Below are 18,109 nucleotides of genomic sequence, written 5' to 3' on the forward strand. Positions count from 1 at the left end.
GGCACTGTTACGTTAACCTGCGCGTAAATATCAGCGGCGATAACGGGTTATGACCGAACCTCGTTCTTCGCTTTATCACCGCCATCGTTATTCCGCTGAGATTATTGCGGAAGCCGTCTGGTTGTATTTCCGCTTTCCATTAAGCTTTCGCATGGTCGAAGATATGCTGGCTTATCGCGGGGTCTTCGTCACGCATAAGACGGTTCGCGAATGGGCTGAGAAATTTGGACGGGCCTATGCCAGTAATATCCGTCGCCGGACACCACGCCTTGGTGACAAGTGGCATCTGGATGAGGTTGTTATTACGATCAAAGGTGAGCATCACATTCTTTGGCGAGCGGTTGATCAGGATGGCTTCGTGCTGGAGGTTCTGGTCCAGAAACGCCGCAATACCAAGGCGGCCAAACGTTTCATGCGCAAGCTTCTTTCTGCTCAAGGCTGCGCACCGCGGGTTATGGTCACCGACAAACTACGTTCTTACGGCGCTGCCAAACGAGACGTAGGTCTCACTCTTTGCGATCATCGCCAGCATAAGGGTTTGAACAATCGAGCAGAGAATTCGCATCAGCCAATACGACGACGAGAGCGGATTATGAAGCGCTTTAAATCAGCGCGACATGTGCAGAAGTTCACGTCGATACACGATCCGATCTATAACCTGCATTACTTTCCCCGTAACCAATTCAACGCCGCTGATCACCGTGCGTTACGACAAACCGCTACCAACATGTGGCGTGAAATCACCTGCCTCAAATCTGCTTAGAAACCGCGTCAAAGACCAAGTTACGTCGGCACTCACGTTAAAGTAACAGTGCCCACGCCATCGGTGACTGCGAAATCGAAAGGGCTGGTATAATCCATGATCACGATGTCGCCGATGTTAGCATGAATATCTTCACCACCACATTTACCGACAAAAGTTCCAGATACTAATATCTGTAAGAGTATTTGTGTTATTCCGCTGGTATCGACCAGCTTTGTATTGCGAACACATCTATGCTCTTTAAATTGCGACCGCCCGATCAGCGTCTGACCAAGTAATCTGGACTCAATTTTCCCGTATAATGCAATGTTTTCATTGGCGGGATAGACCTCATAAAGAGGTGCCATAATATTTCGCCACCGAAAATTGGTCGCCTCCGCAGCTACAGAATCGATTTCTGCATCGTCTCTACTTTTCGTAGCGCACATGGATATTGCCCCGCACAATGTCCGATCGAAGTAATAAAACAATTGTTAACAATATGATCAGTTGTTGTCAAATATCGAATATTTCGAAAATTCTTCGCACTTTAAATATTTGTCTTGATGCGCATCTTGTTTGATCGAAGCGCAATGAGAAATTAGTCCAGAGGACTAATTTCTCCGCATAGGTGTTTCACAGTTTTCCTTCAGCGCTTTTAATAGAGCAGACGTGTGCGAACCGTGCCCGGTATCTCGCGCATAGCCTGAAGAACATCTTCGGCATGCGCTTCCATCGCGTCGCCCTCGATCACAACATAACCAACTTCGCCATCGGTCTGCAAAAACTGGCTGATAATGTTGATATTATGCGAGGAGAAGATATTTACGAGGCTATTGAGAATGCCCGGACGGTTTTCGTGCACATGCATGAAACGCGTGCCGTTTGGACGGGCTGGCAATTGCACCTGCGGGAAGTTGACCGCACCAAGCGTCGAGCCGACATCGGAATATTCGACCAGTTTGCGGGTGACTTCCATTCCAATGCGTTCCTGCGCTTCCGCAGTCGAGCCACCAATATGCGGGGTGAGAATGACATTCTCCAAGCCCTGCAACGGTGAAACAAAAGGATCTTTGTTGGATGCAGGTTCAACCGGGAAAACGTCAATCGCAGCGCCTGCGAGATGACCCTCTTTGAGCACCTTCGCAAGTGCTTCCAGATCAACCACTGTACCGCGTGCATTGTTGATAAGGAAGGCACCCTTCTTCATCTTACGCAGCTTGGCTTCGGTGATCATTTTGGCCGTCGACTTGTTCGAAGGCACATGCAGGCTGATCACATCCGAAATTTCGAGCAACTCATCCAGCGTTTCGGTCGGGATCACGTTGCCATATTGCAGCTTGTCGGTCATATCGAAATAGCGGACCGTCATGCCGAGGCTTTCAGCCAGATTGCCGACCTGTGAGCCGATGTTGCCGTAGCCGACGATGCCCAAAATCTTACCGCGCACTTCGCGGCTGCCGGTCGCGCTCTTATCCCAGTCGCCTATATGCGCAGAGTTTGAACGCGGGAAAATGCGGCGCATCAGCATAATGATTTCGCCAATCACCAGTTCGGCAACCGAACGCGTGTTGGAGAATGGTGCATTGAAAACCGGAATGCCGCGCTTGCGAGCCGCTTTCAGATCAACCTGATTGGTGCCGACCGAGAAGCAACCAACCGCAATCAGGCGCTGCGCTGCTTCAAACACCTCGTCAGTGAGCTGTGTGCGCGAGCGAATACCCACGATATGCGCGGAAGAAATCGCCTCAATAAGCTCAGCTTTGTCCAGTGCCTTTGGCAGATGAACGACATTCGTGTAGCCAGACGATTTGAAGTAATCGACAGCAGACTGGTTGATACCTTCGAGAAGAAGAACGTTGATACGCTCACGCGCAAATGAAAGACGTGCAGTCATGTTTGGGACTTCCGGGCTTGTGGCATGCTTCAGCATTGATCGCGAGAGCGACTTAGCACCCAAAGCCCAAGAAAAAAACCAAATTCGACGACAATTGGCCAATTGACGTCGTATTTGGATAATCATTCCAGTTTGACTGAATCTGTAGCGTTAAAAACACCTGAAATAGCCCTGAAATCAGAACTAGAGCGCATCCCGAAAAGTGTGAAACGGTTTTCGAACATAGATGCGCGTTTAAAAAAAAGGATTAGAGCACCGATCTGATCCAATCAGATCGGTGCTCTAATCGCGGCCTGCCCATAGTACGAGGATAGCTTCGGCCTTGCGTAAAAGCAGTTCCAGAGCAAAAGCGATCACTGCAATGACGATAATCCCCATAATCACGACATCGGTGACAAGAAACTGTGCCGCTGACTGGATCATGAAGCCGAGCCCTCGTGTGGCTGCAACGAGTGTTGTCCAGCCTGTACCCAACGCAATGCGTATGCTGGTGAAAATAGATGAAAGCGTGTGCGGGATGACAACGTAACGTGCCAATTGCCATCGGTTCGCATCGAAGGCACGCGAGGCGTTCAACCGCTCCTGCAATACACTTCCGCATGCCCGATGCCGTCGAAAGCGCTACCGGCGCAAGCATTGCAAGGAAGATGACAAGCACCTTGGACAATTCACCAATACCAAACCAGATAATGATAAGCGGCAGATAGACAAGCGGGGGGATTGGGCGCAGAAATTCAAGGATCAGATCAAGAATGCCCCGCCCGATAGGGCTAAGCCCGATCGCCAGACCAACCCGCACGGCAATGATTATAGAAACGATCAACGCTGCGAACACGCGCGCGAGGCTCGCGCCCAGATGTTGGGCGAGTATCGCGTCAACGAAACCATTTTCGTGCAACGGTGAAAAACTTGGTCAACACCTGTACAGGCGAAGGCAGAAACACTGGCGACACGAGATTGAGGCTCGCCGCTACACACCAGATTGCAAGCAAAGCTATGAGAGTCGCGACACTAGATGTTTAGTCCCTGAGTGTGAGGGTGTATTATTGTCCACCACACAGAGGAAGGTATTATGGGACTAAACAGCTAGCGTGTATAGTCACATATTTCGAGCCTCGGACTGCATGTATTTGAGTGGCAGAAAGCCAAACAGGATGACAATAATTCCTCCAATTCCAGTATCGATAAGGCGCTGCATTCCGTAATTCATATCGTGCGTACCTGGTGAGATGATATCTACAAGCATCAAAATTAGGGGCGTGAGAAAGACCGCCTGCAAAACATATGAGCGTTGCATAGCCCAAGGCAAGATTCCAGCGAGGAGCGACATCGTCAAAATTAACGGCAAGCCTTTCGGAATAAAAGCTAGTGCCAGCGCACCGATAAAAACACCGCCTAAAGTTCCAATTATTCTCTGCACTGCACGATCTCTGATCGAGCCAAAATCAGGCTTCATGACCAAACCAACGGTCAGCGGCACCCAAAACCAATGTGCAGAATGGTTGAGCCAGTGAAAACTATAAGCCGCACCAAGACAAACTGCAAAAGCAAAAGCGATTGGCAAAGAGGCTGCCACTGTTGCGTGTTTTACATATTTGGAATCGACATCATCAGGATCATCCTTTGCATGCCAGCCGCGAATAAGGACTTCAATACTCAAAATTATAGCGTAAAAGGCTGCTCCCACCAGATAAAGAACGGCGGGCTCCCAAAATGACGTAATCGCTGGTACCCCAAGTGAAATCGACGCAAGAAGCAATGTTTGCAATGTCCCAATTGACAGAGCCCTACTTCTATCGCTTAGCAAAACCGATGCAAACCCAACCAACATCATGCAAACAATAACGACACTCCAAGGTAGCGAGCCGAGATATCCCAATAAATACCCAAGAGCACCCAAAGGTGCAGAAATTATTATCTTCGAATATATTGAGCGGTAACTACCAGAGCTCTCTCCCGTAATCATCATCAGACAGCCCATCGCAATCCACATGCCTGTCATGATGTCGCCAGCAGCATATCCAAAGGCGAATGGTACGCCAATACAAACAAAGGATCGTATTGCTCGGCTCCACTGCCATTTCCCAGGGTTGAGCCTTAGCAGCGTTAACATCGGATCATTGTTATCTGTCAATTTGCGCTTGTCCTCTTGTTTTTATCAAATAAATGGGACAGCGATACGCCGGTGAACGTACGCTGTGGGTAAACCTAATTATTAGATAACATGATTGTCTATTCTATTTACAATAAATTGGATTATGTGAAGTAACAGAAAATCTTTTAGAGTGTTTTCCTCGGAATCTTAATTACGTATGCAGTTAACTGAGGCAACAACGGATCAATGAGTTTGGTGATTTTTCAATCCAATTTCATAGTAAATCTGTTCGTTCTGCGCATTATAGAATACGTGTATTTCCTTAGAGTCTGAATCGTAATGAATGTAACGATATCATGCCCTTGCGATCGTTCTTGGGAGTAACCGGGTATTTGCGATGTAGATCCATGCTTCAGCAGACGTGACGGTTTTCTCGAAGTCTTTGGCTAATCTGCGGCATCGACCTAACCATGCAAATGTGCGCTCGACGACCCATCTGCGTGGTAGGAGTTCAAAACCTACAGCGTGATCGGACCGTTTGACTATCTGTAGCGTAAACTGTCCGATCTTTTGCAAGCTGCCTTTGAGCTTTGATCCTGCATATCCACCGTCAGCAAAGATATGCCGTAACCACGGCCAGCGTTTGAGGATGGTTTTCAGGACCACCGGTGCTCCATCTCTGTCTTGAATTCCAGCAGAGTGGATCACGAGACCAACTATCAAACCAAGTGTATCAACCACAATGTGGCGCTTGCATCCGTTGATCTTCTTACCCGCATCAAAGCCCCGTATTCCGCCGCTTTCTGTCGTTCTAACTGACTGACTATCGATCACGCCAGCGGTACGGCTAGGTGTTTAGTCCCGGAGTGTGATGAAGTATTATTGTCCGCCACACAGAGGAAGGCATTATGGTCCAATTTCTTCATGGCAGCGCCGTGACCACGCACGTCATCAGAGCAGAGCTACAGCGATCGTTTCTCTGAGGGTTCAAGCCCGGCTGCCTCTGGATAATGTTTATATTGCTCTGAAGGATGTTATCCCGCATTTGTCGCGCTCTAGCCTGCATCGTTGTTTGCAGCGGCACGGCATTTCTCGTTTGCCGAAAGTCGATCAGGTAAAGCCGAAGCGGTTCAAAGCATATGAGATCGGCTATTTCCACATCGACTTCGCTGAACTGCGGTATGAGGGAGGCAAAGCTTTTCTGTTTGTTGCGGTCGATCGGACATTGAAGATCGTCTTCGCCAGAATCTACCGTAAAGCGACGAAGCTGGTGGCTGCTGGCTTTCTGAAAGCTCTGGTCAAAGCAGATCCTTATAAAATTCACACGGTGCTGACCGAAAACGGTGTGCAGTTTATCCAGCACGATAAGCGAGCTGGAAATGGCTTTGTCGGTCATATCTTTGGTGCAGTCTGCAGGGAGATTGACATTGAGCATCGACAAACCCAGCCTTAACATGCATGGACCAACGGCCAGGCCGAATGGGTGGTCCGTACCATCAAGGAAGCAACCGTTAAGTCATTCCATTATGCTTCCATAACCGAGTTACGTCTTCATGTCAGAGATTGGCTGCTCGCATATAACTATGCCAAACAACTCAAGGCATTACGCTTTAAAACACTTTTCGAAACAATCGGGCCGTTACAAAACAAACGAACCAGAGCCACCAATACTCAAGCAGCTCTGATGTCCCATTTTATATGACGACGGACACCCCAATGAGGCTAAAGACCTCGCAGAAAGCGATAGACGACGATCTGCAAAAGGAGGGGTTTCATCACTCTGGTGTCACTTCCTGAAGCCAGAGTTGCGCCGCTTAAGTAACAGAAACTTACCTAAGCCAGATTTGTTGTTCGTCATTAAACGCCTCGACGACATCCAGATAACCTCGTCGGACATAAAACCCGCGCTGTCTGCAAGTTGGAAACTGAAGCATTTTGAGGCCGCGGTTGCGCGCCATACGCTGCGTCGTCAACATCTGGCGCTGTCCGACCCAATCAGCTTACGCAAACGTCATTGATACGAACAAGGTTCAGAGCGCATCGTCATCAAAAACAGGGTGACCAACATTGTGGCGCTAATTACAGCATAGCCGTAATGCTGTTCAGCTTTATGTGGTATTGTAGAGACGATCATTGTCCTGGGAGAAACGTAAATGCAACACAGAATACACGAAAATATGGAAGTAATCGGTGCCGATGGCGTCCACATTGGAACTGTTGCGCGTCTGGAGGGCAACCGCATCAAACTTAAGAAAACTGATAATTCAGCCGCACATCAAGACCATAATCACTATATTGATATTGGCTTTGTCGCAGATATTGAAAGTGACAAGCAGGTTCGTCTTTCTGCCAATGCCGATGTCGCGGTGACTCTTGAAGAAGAAGAATCTGGAAAGCCAGTTGATCTTTGATTAACGGTCTCTTGGTTAATACGATCAGGGCGGCCGTTTATTGGGTGTTTCGCGCTTGAGCGCCATTGGTTGGTGACTGCACATTACCAGAAAACGGCTTTCGCTTAGGTTTGGGTAACAAACCTTCGCGCTGCGCTTTCTTTTTCGCCTCTTTTTTGGCCCGACCTATCGCAGCTTCTTTTTCTCGAATTCGTTTTTCAGAAGGCTTTTCATACGCGCGACGAGCTTTCATCTCGCGGAAAACACCTTCACGCTGCAATTTCTTCTTTAAAACCCGTAAGGCTTGGTCAACGTTATTGTCTCGGACAAGAACTTGCAAAGTGTCTCCTAACTTATTTTTTATGCAGCGAGGTCGCGAGCTATTCTAGCCGCCCTCAGGCGTTCGGTTTTTGCAGAATTGGCGCACTTTTCTTCGTTAAGAATAGTCTTAACGGCAACATCAGTTCGAGACTTCTGCGATTCATTACGTGTAGCAACAGGCTTGAACAGCGTGTCTTTCGTGAATTCTGTTATCATCGTGTTTCACTCCCAATGTGATCAGTTGAACGTGGCTATCTCGCGCGGCTTTTTGAGCAGCCACCCGCGCTTCTTTTCAGAACATTGGAAAGCTTGGACCAGTCTCCTGACAACCCATGACGCGCTGCACCGTGATTTGAGGTCGAAGCCTGCTTCACAGGAACGATGTTTAATTTTGGAACTCTGGTTATCAAATTAGATGCATTACCTATTGGGGTTTGCATGATGCCTCCCTGTTAAAAATTAGGTCTTATACGAGTTAGATTTTAAAAAAGGGCCGAGCGTGCACTCGACCCTCTAAAAGTAAACTTCATTCAACAGTGCCAGTACATCCGTGGTCACAGCAAAGAAGAAAACCTATTTAAGCAGCCTGTAGATTACAGGCCGACATTTTGCCCGACTTCATATCGCGCTCCATATCGTAGCCAATCTTCTGGCCTTCGACGATTTCGCGCATTCCGGCGCGCTCGACGGCAGAGATATGAACGAAGGCATCCGCGCCGCCGTTGTCAGGCTGAATGAAGCCGAAGCCTTTTGTAGAATTGAACCATTTAACTGTGCCAGTGGTCATAATAAACCCTTTCATAGCAATATAGAAAACGACACGCGATAGCGTGAAGCAAAGTGATAACGATTTTTAAAAGGGGGTTCGTTCAGGGCACGGTGCTAAATGTGCAATAAGCAAAACTCAACAAGAAAATATCGATATAGAATACCTACTGCATATATGAATAATTGTCAAATTATATTTATACAATGTTTTTCTTGCATAATATTTTCAAATTTATTTTGTCTTTCGTAAGCTGCATATATTTAGAAACTTTACACCCAGCGAGCCATTGATAAATTATAATTTCAGCTATACCAAAAGCCAGTTGATCACGCATGACATCCAATATGAAATTCTGCGAAGTGAATGCTTACGCGCATGTTAAAGTCACAGTAGCCGTTCAATGCGTTCTAACTTGGATAATCCAGCGATGAATTATTGCGCTCGTACGCTCAAATTGCATGGTGTTCAGCTCCCAAATATTCCAAGATTTTATGCCGATTGCTAAGTCGGTTATGGCTGGCAAGCTGCAAAATGCAGAGCTTTCTCTATTGCAACCAGTCGAACTCCAGTCGCTTTAGTCCGCATTGCACTTCCGGTGCTCCCATAAATAGCCGCCAGATCAGGCCAGATCGGTAGTTCTCTATCATCACGACAATTGGTCCCTGATCAATCGCAAGATGTGTGTGAGCTACCCATCCGGTTTTCGGCGAAAAGGCATCAACGAAACCATATTTGCCAAGGAGTTTTCCGTTCTCATATTGTAGAAACTTAGTAAGCGCAGACGATGCAAGTTGCGGGGCGAACGGAAAGCTCGCCAGCGCAGCTGTGGGCGCTATTACACCCGCATCGCGGGTGGGAGAGTAAGCCTTATAGCCGGCCGGTCCGTCGCATGAGGTCAGTCCCCAAAGGCCGGTATCACCGTATTTTGCCCGACAATAATCGTGGTTGACGTGGGTATGCGCGACGATCTGCTCTTCGTAACGACAATACCGATCACGCAAGCCAAACGGGTTCAGCCCACAAAATGAGTATTGCGATAGGAAAAGTGGCCCACCATATGGCTGTCCCAACGGCAACACAGTCCCAAGATAGGCTTTTCCGTTGACAATCTCGCCGTGGCGAGCCCACCCATTATGGTAAGTGGCCGGTGAGATTGAATGTTGTTTCGCTCCCGCTGCGAGGATGTAACATACAAGAGCCTCATTCCAACCAGAGATCGGAACATTGCGCTTCCAGCCATATTTCGGGCTCCAATGCCAGAAAAGGCATTTGTTTGCACCTTTGGCGTACCAATTCCACTCAACGTTCTGGATCAACGTATCAAGAAGCCGGCGGAGATCTGTCTCCGTGCCTTCCTTGCGGGTAAAATACTCTCTGGCACAGATTAGGCCCTTCATGAGAAAAGCCGTCTCAACCAGATCACCACCGTCGTCTCTTTTGCTGAAGGGAATGACCGAGCCGTCTGTCGCACGGATAAAATGTGAAAATGCCCCGTGAAATCGCGGCGCTCTATCTAGCGAGATGGCCATCAATGCGACACGCGCTAAACCTTCTTCCCGCGTTATCCAACCGCGCTCAATGCCAATCAGAATGACGAGAAAGCCAAAACCTATCCCTGAAACAGATGCAATTTCGGAAATAACTTGCCCATCCGCTCGAATGCGATCGCGGGGAAATCCAGTTGCTAGGTGACTTGCATACCAAAAATATCCAAAAGTATCGCGTTGGATATTTTCTATCTGTTCGGTGGTGGAGTGGAGTTGTTTGGGCGGAGAAGAATTATCCACGCTGGATGATCGCTATGACGGATTGGAATTGTTGAATTTCGATGGGATTTACCTCAGTTTTCGACTTCACACTGTACCAAAAACTAAATCCATGTCGTTGATTTAAAATATCCTCTCTTAATATGGCAGTATCCTCTCCGAGAAGGAGAAGCGGCGCAAATTCACCCGCCAATTAACACGTGGTGATGTTGGACACAAAATTCGCCCGTCTTTGCTCTCATGCAAAGCGATTGCTGTCTCTCTTGAGTGATATTCCCGCCTGTTGGATGGGGTCGAGGAACAGCAAGATAGCTACTGAGTTCCAGACTAGCGAATTGGTGGTCAGTTTGCTTTTGGTCTTATTGCGCTGTTTTACGTAATTAGAAAAAATCTTGACCGAATAGATCTGAATACTGCACATGACGGTAAAGCAATTTAAGCTATTGGAAATTGGCATGCATGAAATAATTTGTCCGCATTGCAACAAGGCTTTTAAGATCGATGAAGCTGGATATTCGGACATACTAAAACAGGTTCGCGATAGTGATTTCGAGAAGCAACTGCATGAGCGCCTGGAGTTGGCTGAGCTGGACAAGCGAAATGCTGTCGAGCTTGTAAAGGCTAAGGTCGCCAGTGAATTGCAGAAGACGACTTCTGCTAAGGATTCTGAAATCCAGGAATTGAAGGCAAAACTGGAAGCTGGCGAAGTTGCTCGTAAACTGGCGGTAACCGAGGCATTAAACACCGTCGAAAAAGAACGTGACACGCTTTTGAACGCGCTGGATAACGCCAGACGCGATCAGGACGTCGCGTCAAAAATGGCCGAAGCGAAGCTCGTTTCCGAATTGCACAAAGCAGCCTCTGCTAAAGAGGTGGAGATCCAAAATCTAAAGTCCAGAATTGATGCAGGTGAACTTTCACAGAAACTCGCAGTCACTGAAGCTGTGAGTGCGGTTGAGAAAGAGCGCGACATATTGAAAAATGGGCTCGCCAGGATAGAGCTTGAAAAGCAGCTTGCTGAAACCGCGCTTAAAGACAAATACGAAACTCAGCTGAAAGATCGTGATGACGCAATCGAGCGCCTGAGGGATATGAAAGCAAAACTATCAACAAAAATGATCGGCGAGACGCTGGAACAGCACTGCGCAACGGAGTTTGATCGTATCCGCCCGACGGCCTTTCCGCGTGCTTATTTCGAGAAAGATAACGACGCGCGTAATGGTAGCAAGGGCGACTTTATCTTTCGCGATATGGATGATACCGGTTCGGAAATTGTTTCGATCATGTTTGAGATGAAGAACGAGAACGACGAAACTGCTACCAAAAAGAAAAATGAAGACTTCCTCAGAGAGCTCGACAAGGATCGCAGCGCGAAGGACTGCGAATATGCCGTTTTAGTTTCGCTGCTTGAGCCTGAGAGTGAGCTTTATAACACAGGGATTATCGACGTATCCCACCGCTATCCGAAAATGTATATCGTCCGGCCACAGTTCTTCATCCCAATCATCACGCTGCTGCGCAATGCGGCGATGAATTCGCTCAAATACAAGACCGAGCTGGCATTCGTGAGAGCACAAAACGTTGATATAACCAATTTTGAATCCCAACTCGACGACTTTAAATCTGCTTTTGGACGCAATTGGCGTTTGGCTTCGGATGGTTTTGAGGAAGCGATTAAGCGTATTGATGAAGCCATCAAGGATTTGGAGAAAACAAAGGAAGCACTGCATAAGTCTGCCAACAACCTACGTCTCGCAAATGACAAGGCTGAAGATCTAACGGTCAAGCGACTGACACGTGGCAATCCAACCATGGCTGCGAAATTTTCTGAACTTACACAGAACGGCGTGTCGGAAGATGAATGAAAGCCGCCAAATTTGCTTCTGTTACGGCAATCAACCCGAAAAAATTTAAGCCAGTGATTAAGAGATATTAAGGGACCGTCTGAAAGATAACTACAAGAATTCAAACGGTCCTACTGTGAGAGAAATCGCCTTCAGATCAATAACTCAATACGTCCCTTGCTCAGAAGCCCACATCGCTACGAGAACTATAATCGCAACTGGACTGCAAGCGAAAGTCAACGCGAAGCTTCCGGCGCGGTCGGCTCGTCATAGGTTCTCCTGTTCTGGACATTAAAGACGGAGTCAGGCAGAACCTCCACTTATACTGGCTGTTCAAATTTCCCAAACCACGTCTTTTCAGATTTCTAAGTGTTGAGTTGAACTGACGGAACCTTAAGTAGCAAAGACAAACCCTGCGGACACCATTCACGGAATAGCGTTCCGTTCAAACCTCGAACAGTTGCCTTTTCGAGTGTTGCTCCAAAACCTTGCCGTTCTGGAGGTTCTCGAGTGGCTGACATAACGCCAAGTTCCTTCCAATAAACATGAAGATTTTCTTCATCCAAGCGAATATTGATCGTGAGCTGACCCGTGGGGCTGGAAAGAGCGCCATATTTGGCAGAATTAGTCGTCAGCTCGTGCAGCAAAAGCGCGAAAGACGTCAATGCCTTACCAGCCAGAGGCACATCGGCTCCCGAAATTTCTATCGCGGATTGTTGTTCGCGTTGATGTGGTGCAACGATTGCTTCGATCAGTGCGACGATAGATGTAGATTGATCGGTGGTTGCGATTTCGCCAAGCGCTGGAAGTGTGAGTTCGTGGGCGCGCGCGAGAGCTTGCATGCGTGATCGCAAGTCGGAAACCAGATCATCAATATTTTCTGCCGATCGTGCGCTAAGGGATATTAGGCCCGATGTAAGACCGAACAGGTTTTTGATGCGATGATTAATTTCTTGAAGAAGAATATCTTTCTCAAGTGCTGCCTCGCGCAAGGCGGCCGCCTGAAGGGCAAGCTCATCCCGTTGCATGGCAAGTTGTTGGCGCTGCCGGTATAATTCATAAAAGACATCCGCTTTGCTGCGCAAAATATCTGGTTCGATGGGTTTTTGAATAAAGTCGACAGCACCTGCTTCATAACCTCTGAAGCGGCGTTGTCCCCCGCCACCGGCGGTTACGAAAATAATCGGGACATGACGTGTTCGCTCATTGCCTCGCATAAGTTCGGCAAGCTGAAATCCATCCAGCCCGGGCATCTGCACGTCGACAAGAGCGAGAGCAATATCGTGTTGCAGCAGCAATTCAAGAGCCTGATCGCCGGAATTGGCTTTCAATATCCTCAAACCATCCCGACGAAGCAACGCTTCCAGAGCAATGAGATTTTCCTCAAGATCGTCAACGAGAAGAAACGATACGGGTTCCATGTGTTGACTCAAACCTCTCTTAAATAATCTGCTATCGCATCAAGCGACAGAATTTGGGCATCTGGACAAAATCGAATCGCAGCTTCTGGCATCGTCGGTACAAAAGCGCTTTTGGGATCTTGAACAAGGGCTTTCCCGCCTGCCGCAATGATTGCGTGCAAACCTTTCGCGCCGTCTTCATTCCCGCCTGTCAAAACGATGCCGAGTACAGCGGCACCAAAAGCATCTGATGCGCTTTCAAAAAGAACATCGATCGATGGACGCGAGAAGAGTACCGGCGCGTCCTTGGAAAGGGATAGCGTTCGATCCCTTTCAACAAGCATGTGATAATCTGGCGGTGCAAAATAGATCGTCGCTGGGCACAGTGGCTGCTTGTCTTCTGCTTCCTCGACCGACAGGCTGCATTTGTGCCTAAAAAGCTCAGCCATCAAGCTGCGTTTGTCGGGTGGAAGATGCACAACGACCATAATCGGCAGTTGAAAAGTGGTTGGCAGGGCGGGCAGGATCGCAGACAATGCATCAAAGGCTCCAGCCGACGCACCGATAACGACCGCCTGCGTGATTGAGGAGGTCATGTTGAAACCTTCTGATAGATTTTTTCCTCACGCACAAAGTCCGCGAAAGTATCTGCATGACCAGAAAAGCGAACGCTTTCTTTGGCACCCAATCCAAGAAAGCCCCGATGGGCTAGAGAGTTCTTGAATAAGCCAAGCACATGGTTTTTTAGGTCGTGATCGAAATAGATGAGCACGTTGCGGCAGGAAATCAGATGCATCTCTCCAAAAACAGCGTCCGTCGCCAGACTGTGGTCGGAGAATACTACATTGCGCCGAAGCGACTTATCAAAGGATACCCTGCCATAAGCAGCCTGATAATAATCAGATAGCGATGTCAAACCGCCCGATTGCTGATGATTGGTGGTAAAAGACTGCACGCGATCAATGGGGTAGACACCGGCCTCGGCTGCTTGTAAGGCGTCAGGATTGATATCGGTTGCATAAAATAAAGTGCGCTCTTCCAGGCCCTCTTCACGAAAAAGGATAACCATGGAGTAGAGCTCTTCGCCGCTGGAGCACCCGGCAATCCACACCTTGAGTGAGGGATAAGTCCGCAAATGCGGTACGACATGTTCGCGAATGGCCCTAAAATAGCTTGGGTCGCGAAACATATCACTGACTTGAACCGTCAGGTAGCGCAATAAACTCGGTAGTATAGTCGCATCATGCAACACACTGTCCTGCATCGCGGAAAAACTGGCAAAGCCCATCTGTTCGCGCGCCTGCCGGAGACGACGCTTGATCGAACTGAGCGAATAATTGCGGAAGTCATAATGGTATCGAAGGTACAGTGCCTCCAACAACAGTCTGATCTCAATTTCTTCGGCGGAGCCGTGTTGTGGCGATTCCGTCATTTTGGCATCCACACGCGAACAAGCGACAGAAGCTTATCAACATCAAGCGGCTTCGCCATATAATCATTGGCACCAGCTTCAATGCAACGTTGCTGATCATCCGGCATCGCTTTCGCAGTGAGCGTTACAATGGGTAGTTTCTTCCAGGCGGGATTCCGGCGAATTTCCCGTGTTGCGGTTAAACCATCCATGACTGGCATCATCACATCCATCAAAACAAGGTCAATATGCGTCTCGGCTTTTTCGAGAGACCGATTGAGGGCTTCAATAGCTTCCTGGCCATTTCGCGCAATAATGACCTCGGCGCCACGCGGCTCCAATATATTGGTGAGTGCGTAGACATTGCGGATGTCATCTTCAACCACAAGGATACGACGACCCTCAAGCATTGCATCGCGATGACGTGCTTTGCGGATCATCTGTTGTTGTTCGGCTGGCAATTCTGAAATGACCTGATGCAGGAATAGGCTGACTTCGTCGAGAAGCCGTTCGGGAGATTTTGCACCCTTAATGATGATTGACTTGGAATAACGTCGCAGTTTCTGCTCGTTCTCGGTGGATAGCTCCCGTCCCGTATAGACGATCACGGGTGGAAATGCGTAAGCGCTTTCGTTGCTCAGAGTTTCAAGCAGCGAGAACCCCGATGCGTCAGGCAATGAAAGATCAAGCACCATACAATCAAAAGTCTGTTCGCGCAGCAGATCTAGGCACTCGGCTGCGTTGCTGGCAGTTGTCGTCTCGACATCACTGGAACTCAGTAGCTTTGCTACGGCTTCGCGCTGCCGCTCGTCATCTTCAACGATCAGAACACGATGGACGCGTTGAGTTAGTCTGTCCTGCAACTGGCTCAGAACATCTACAAGCTGCTCACGGCTGACTGGCTTGTTGAGGTAGCCCACAGCACCAAGCGCATATGCGGTTCTTGTGTGATCGCCTGCGGAAATGACATGGATCGGTATATGGCGAGTGCGCACGTCGTTTTTAAGGCGATCGAGAACCGACAGACCGGACTCATCGGGCAGGCCGACATCCAACACGATAGCATTTGGTGAAAACTCACGCGCAATGCGCACAGCCTCTTCTGCCGTGCGTGCCACCACCGAATGGAACCCCAATTCCCGCGACAAGTCACGTACAATTGCTGCAAATGTATCATCATCTTCAATGACCAGAAGAACACGTTTATCACCAGTGAGTGCGTCACGATCGTCTTCCAGATGAAGCGGTTGTGGTAAAATGTTCGTCGCGATTGCCGGGCTTTTTGACGTTTCTTCAGTCCACCCTATCGTTTTTTTAGGCGACCCGCTGTTGACGTCAGAAACAAATTTCAACGGCAGGGTGACAGTGAAATTGCTGCCTTGTCCGAGCGTGCTTTCAACACTGATCGCACCACCCAATAGCCGGGCAAGTTGCCTTGAGATCGACAGGCCAAGTCCGGTGCCGCCAAATCGCCGGCTGATTGTACTGTCTGCCTGATGAAATGCTTCAAAGATACTTTTGAGCTGGTCTACGGAGATGCCTATGCCGCTGTCTTTGACGGAAAAGCTGATCTGTTCGTCTGTCTGCGGTCTTATCGACAGCGAAACCTCTCCCTTTTCTGTAAATTTGAGAGCATTGGCGAGCAAGTTTTTGAGTATTTGTTCCAGTCGCTGTGGATCTGTGACGAATGATTTTGGCAGACGATCATCAATGTCGATAACAAGCTCAAGCTTCTTTTCATCCGCGAGCGGTTGAAAGAGTTGCTTCAAGCCGGTCGAAAGACGTGCCAAAGGTGTGACTTCAGGATGAATTTCGACGTGACCGGCTTCGATCTTCGACAAATCAAGAATGTCGTTAATGAGATTGAGAAGGTCATTGCCCGAAGACTGGATGGTTCGCGCATATTTGACCTGTTCTTGGGTCAGGTTCTCGTCGGGGTTGTCTGCAAGAAGCTTGGCCAGGATCAGCGATGAGTTTAAGGGCGTGCGCAGCTCGTGCGACATGTTCGCCAGAAAATCAGATTTATACTGGCTGGAACGTTCGAGCTCTTCGGCTTTCGATTGCACCGATGCGTGGGCACGTTCAAGATCACTGCGCTGCAGCTCAAGTTGGTTGGCCTGTTCTTCAAGTTGGCTGTTGGTCTGTTCGAGTTCAGCCTGTTGTTGTTCAAGCCGTGACTGCGACTCTTTAAGAACCCTGCTTTGTTCCTCAAGCTCTTCATTGGAAACACGCAACTCTTCGCCCTGAGCCTGTAACTCCTCGGACTGCTGTTGTGTTTCTTCCAGCAGGTTCTGCAATTCGTCTCGATATGCTGCGGCCTGCACACTTTCCGCGATTGTTTCGGCAGCCCTGTTCAACAGCGTAATGATTTTTTCGTCCACCGGATGCAGAAATCCAAGCTCTACCACTGAATTGACGGCATCATTCAAAGCCCCGGGAACTATCACCAGATGGCGCGGTTTGTCTTTTCCAAGTGCAGATCCAAATGCCAGATATCCATCTGGGACCTCATTAAGAACAATCAGATCTCCTTTGGCTGCCGCTTGCCCCAGCAGACCTTGCCTTGACGCGAAGGCCTCAGGCACACTGTTCGCGTCAGGCACGCCAACAACTGCGCCCCGTCGATAGTGGTCACGGTTGCCGCTGAAAAATGCTCCTGCCACAGCACCGGTATATTGCGTCAGGTAGTCAAGGATATTTTCGCCGAGTTCATCAATGCGCTGATCACCAATCATCGCGGAGGCAAGACCAATTTCTCCGGTTTGAAGCCATTCATCACGGGATTGAACGAGAGCAGCCTTACGAAGGAGATACCCGACCACCAATGTGAGAATGATCCCCAGCACCGCTGCAAGAATGGTACTTATAAGCGCTTGTTGTTGTGCACGCTCCATTTCTAAAAGACGTGTGCCGCGAATGTTATTTTCGACCTGAGACATTGCATCAATGCCGTCGCGAATGGCATCCATTTCCAGCTTGCCGCGATCGGAACGAACCAATGGCAGTGCGGCCTCAATCCCTCCACTTCGTCGCAGTGCAATCGCATCAGCCATTTCGCTAAGCTTAGCATTCACATGTTGTTTGAGACTATCAAGCCTGTCACTTTGACCGATGTTTTCCCCGGTGCGTTGTGCGACCTTTTCGATCTCATTCTGAATTGCACTGCGCGCGGTCTGGTAAGGGGCAAGGTAGCTGATCTCACCAGTTAAAAGATACCCTCTTTGGCCTGTTTCGGCATCTTGCAGTCTTGAAAAAAGACTTTGCAGAGAAACGATCGCCTGATGGGTCTGAACAATTTTCTGGTTTGCTTCACGAATTCCCTGAAAATTGATATAGGTCAATATTCCGCTGATCGTAAAGAATAGCAAAGCGGCAGCCAGGCCCATGGCCACGCCAAAATCAAGACCAAACAGCTTTCCAGAACGGGTGAAACGGTCATTCGTTTTCATGGATTTCTCGCGGTTATGCAGCGAT

The 18,109-nt window shown here is 48.7% G+C and carries 14 protein-coding genes and 3 pseudogenes; 4 read left to right on the plus strand and 13 right to left on the minus strand.

Annotation, left to right across the window (positions count from 1 at the left end):
* The first annotated feature begins 49 nt into the window (after positions 1–49).
* Positions 50–763, plus strand: coding sequence for an IS6 family transposase (locus CEV31_RS13940; protein WP_094507674.1), 714 nt, complete (start codon positions 50–52; stop codon positions 761–763).
* Between the two features lie 32 nt (positions 764–795).
* Here CEV31_RS13940 and CEV31_RS13945 read toward each other — a convergent pair whose 3' ends face one another.
* The 5 genes and pseudogenes from CEV31_RS13945 to CEV31_RS13965 form a co-directional block, all read right to left on the minus strand.
* A complete protein-coding gene (locus CEV31_RS13945) occupies positions 796–1,110 on the minus strand; it encodes a hypothetical protein (protein ID WP_169717362.1) in 315 nt (104 codons plus the stop codon).
* Positions 1,111–1,400: 290 nt separating this feature from the next.
* Positions 1,401–2,639, minus strand: a complete 1,239-nt coding sequence (serA, locus tag CEV31_RS13950) for a phosphoglycerate dehydrogenase (RefSeq protein WP_094507697.1) — start codon at positions 2,637–2,639, stop codon at positions 1,401–1,403.
* 282 nt (positions 2,640–2,921) lie between these two features.
* A pseudogene (locus CEV31_RS13955) lies at positions 2,922–3,652 on the minus strand (ABC transporter permease subunit); the annotation flags it as partial.
* 86 nt (positions 3,653–3,738) lie between these two features.
* Positions 3,739–4,773, minus strand: coding sequence for an FUSC family protein (locus CEV31_RS13960; protein WP_143850952.1), 1,035 nt, complete (start codon positions 4,771–4,773; stop codon positions 3,739–3,741).
* A gap of 315 nt (positions 4,774–5,088) precedes the next feature.
* Positions 5,089–5,583: pseudogene (locus CEV31_RS13965) on the minus strand (IS5 family transposase); the annotation flags it as partial.
* Between the two features lie 64 nt (positions 5,584–5,647).
* On the opposite strand from CEV31_RS13965, the pseudogene CEV31_RS13970 reads away from it, so the two are divergent.
* Positions 5,648–6,376 (plus strand): annotated as a pseudogene (locus CEV31_RS13970) (integrase core domain-containing protein); the annotation flags it as partial.
* 511 nt (positions 6,377–6,887) lie between these two features.
* Positions 6,888–7,145 carry a DUF2171 domain-containing protein gene (locus CEV31_RS13975; protein WP_094507677.1) on the plus strand — a complete coding sequence of 86 codons (258 nt, stop codon included), beginning with the start codon at positions 6,888–6,890 and terminating at the stop codon, positions 7,143–7,145.
* Positions 7,146–7,182: 37 nt separating this feature from the next.
* Here CEV31_RS13975 and rpsU read toward each other — a convergent pair whose 3' ends face one another.
* The 4 genes from rpsU to CEV31_RS13990 form a co-directional block, all read right to left on the minus strand.
* Positions 7,183–7,464, minus strand: a complete 282-nt coding sequence (gene rpsU / locus CEV31_RS13980) for a 30S ribosomal protein S21 (RefSeq protein ID WP_094507678.1) — start codon at positions 7,462–7,464, stop codon at positions 7,183–7,185.
* A 20-nt stretch (positions 7,465–7,484) separates the two neighbouring features.
* Positions 7,485–7,661 carry a hypothetical protein gene (locus CEV31_RS21130; protein ID WP_169717363.1) on the minus strand — a complete coding sequence of 59 codons (177 nt, stop codon included), beginning with the start codon at positions 7,659–7,661 and terminating at the stop codon, positions 7,485–7,487.
* A gap of 361 nt (positions 7,662–8,022) precedes the next feature.
* Positions 8,023–8,232 carry a cold-shock protein gene (locus CEV31_RS13985; protein ID WP_094507679.1) on the minus strand — a complete coding sequence of 70 codons (210 nt, stop codon included), beginning with the start codon at positions 8,230–8,232 and terminating at the stop codon, positions 8,023–8,025.
* Between the two features lie 527 nt (positions 8,233–8,759).
* Complete coding sequence (locus CEV31_RS13990; protein WP_235818109.1) at positions 8,760–10,001, minus strand: glucoamylase family protein; 1,242 nt, start codon at positions 9,999–10,001, stop codon at positions 8,760–8,762.
* Positions 10,002–10,435: 434 nt separating this feature from the next.
* Here CEV31_RS13990 and CEV31_RS14005 point away from each other — a divergent pair, with 434 nt between their 5' ends.
* Complete coding sequence (locus tag CEV31_RS14005) at positions 10,436–11,845, plus strand: DUF2130 domain-containing protein (RefSeq protein ID WP_094507699.1); 1,410 nt, start codon at positions 10,436–10,438, stop codon at positions 11,843–11,845.
* Positions 11,846–12,189: 344 nt separating this feature from the next.
* On the opposite strand, the gene CEV31_RS14010 is transcribed toward CEV31_RS14005, so the two are convergent.
* From CEV31_RS14010 to CEV31_RS14025, 4 genes are read right to left on the minus strand one after another with little or no spacing between them, the layout of a single operon-like run.
* Positions 12,190–13,245 carry a response regulator gene (locus CEV31_RS14010; protein WP_094507682.1) on the minus strand — a complete coding sequence of 352 codons (1,056 nt, stop codon included), beginning with the start codon at positions 13,243–13,245 and terminating at the stop codon, positions 12,190–12,192.
* 8 nt (positions 13,246–13,253) lie between these two features.
* Positions 13,254–13,820 carry a chemotaxis protein CheB gene (locus CEV31_RS14015; RefSeq protein WP_094507683.1) on the minus strand — a complete coding sequence of 189 codons (567 nt, stop codon included), beginning with the start codon at positions 13,818–13,820 and terminating at the stop codon, positions 13,254–13,256.
* Positions 13,817–14,656 (minus strand): CheR family methyltransferase, encoded by an 840-nt coding sequence (locus tag CEV31_RS14020; RefSeq protein ID WP_094507684.1) that lies wholly within the window; start codon positions 14,654–14,656, stop codon positions 13,817–13,819. The genes CEV31_RS14015 and CEV31_RS14020 overlap by 4 nt, the downstream gene beginning before the upstream one ends.
* Positions 14,653–18,084 (minus strand): response regulator, encoded by a 3,432-nt coding sequence (locus CEV31_RS14025; protein WP_094507685.1) that lies wholly within the window; start codon positions 18,082–18,084, stop codon positions 14,653–14,655. Before CEV31_RS14025 ends, CEV31_RS14020 begins: the two co-directional genes overlap by 4 nt.
* Positions 18,085–18,109 lie beyond the last annotated feature (25 nt).

Origin of the sequence: Brucella thiophenivorans, from assembly GCF_002252445.1 — a bacterium.
GTDB lineage: Bacteria > Pseudomonadota > Alphaproteobacteria > Rhizobiales > Rhizobiaceae > Brucella > Brucella thiophenivorans.

Excerpts from the sequence above, each read along its gene's own strand:
- CEV31_RS13940 (WP_094507674.1), top strand. The coding sequence starts at position 50 with ATGACCGAACCTCGTTCTTCGCTTTATCACCGCCATCGTTATTCCGCT.
- CEV31_RS13945 (WP_169717362.1), bottom strand. The coding sequence starts at position 1,110 with ATGGCACCTCTTTATGAGGTCTATCCCGCCAATGAAAACATTGCATTA.
- serA (WP_094507697.1), bottom strand. The coding sequence starts at position 2,639 with ATGACTGCACGTCTTTCATTTGCGCGTGAGCGTATCAACGTTCTTCTT.
- CEV31_RS13975 (WP_094507677.1), top strand. The coding sequence starts at position 6,888 with ATGCAACACAGAATACACGAAAATATGGAAGTAATCGGTGCCGATGGC.
- CEV31_RS21130 (WP_169717363.1), bottom strand. The coding sequence starts at position 7,661 with ATGATAACAGAATTCACGAAAGACACGCTGTTCAAGCCTGTTGCTACA.
- CEV31_RS13985 (WP_094507679.1), bottom strand. The coding sequence starts at position 8,232 with ATGACCACTGGCACAGTTAAATGGTTCAATTCTACAAAAGGCTTCGGC.
- CEV31_RS14005 (WP_094507699.1), top strand. The coding sequence starts at position 10,436 with ATGCATGAAATAATTTGTCCGCATTGCAACAAGGCTTTTAAGATCGAT.
- CEV31_RS14010 (WP_094507682.1), bottom strand. The coding sequence starts at position 13,245 with ATGGAACCCGTATCGTTTCTTCTCGTTGACGATCTTGAGGAAAATCTC.
- CEV31_RS14015 (WP_094507683.1), bottom strand. The coding sequence starts at position 13,820 with ATGACCTCCTCAATCACGCAGGCGGTCGTTATCGGTGCGTCGGCTGGA.
- CEV31_RS14020 (WP_094507684.1), bottom strand. The coding sequence starts at position 14,656 with ATGACGGAATCGCCACAACACGGCTCCGCCGAAGAAATTGAGATCAGA.
- CEV31_RS14025 (WP_094507685.1), bottom strand. The coding sequence starts at position 18,084 with ATGAAAACGAATGACCGTTTCACCCGTTCTGGAAAGCTGTTTGGTCTT.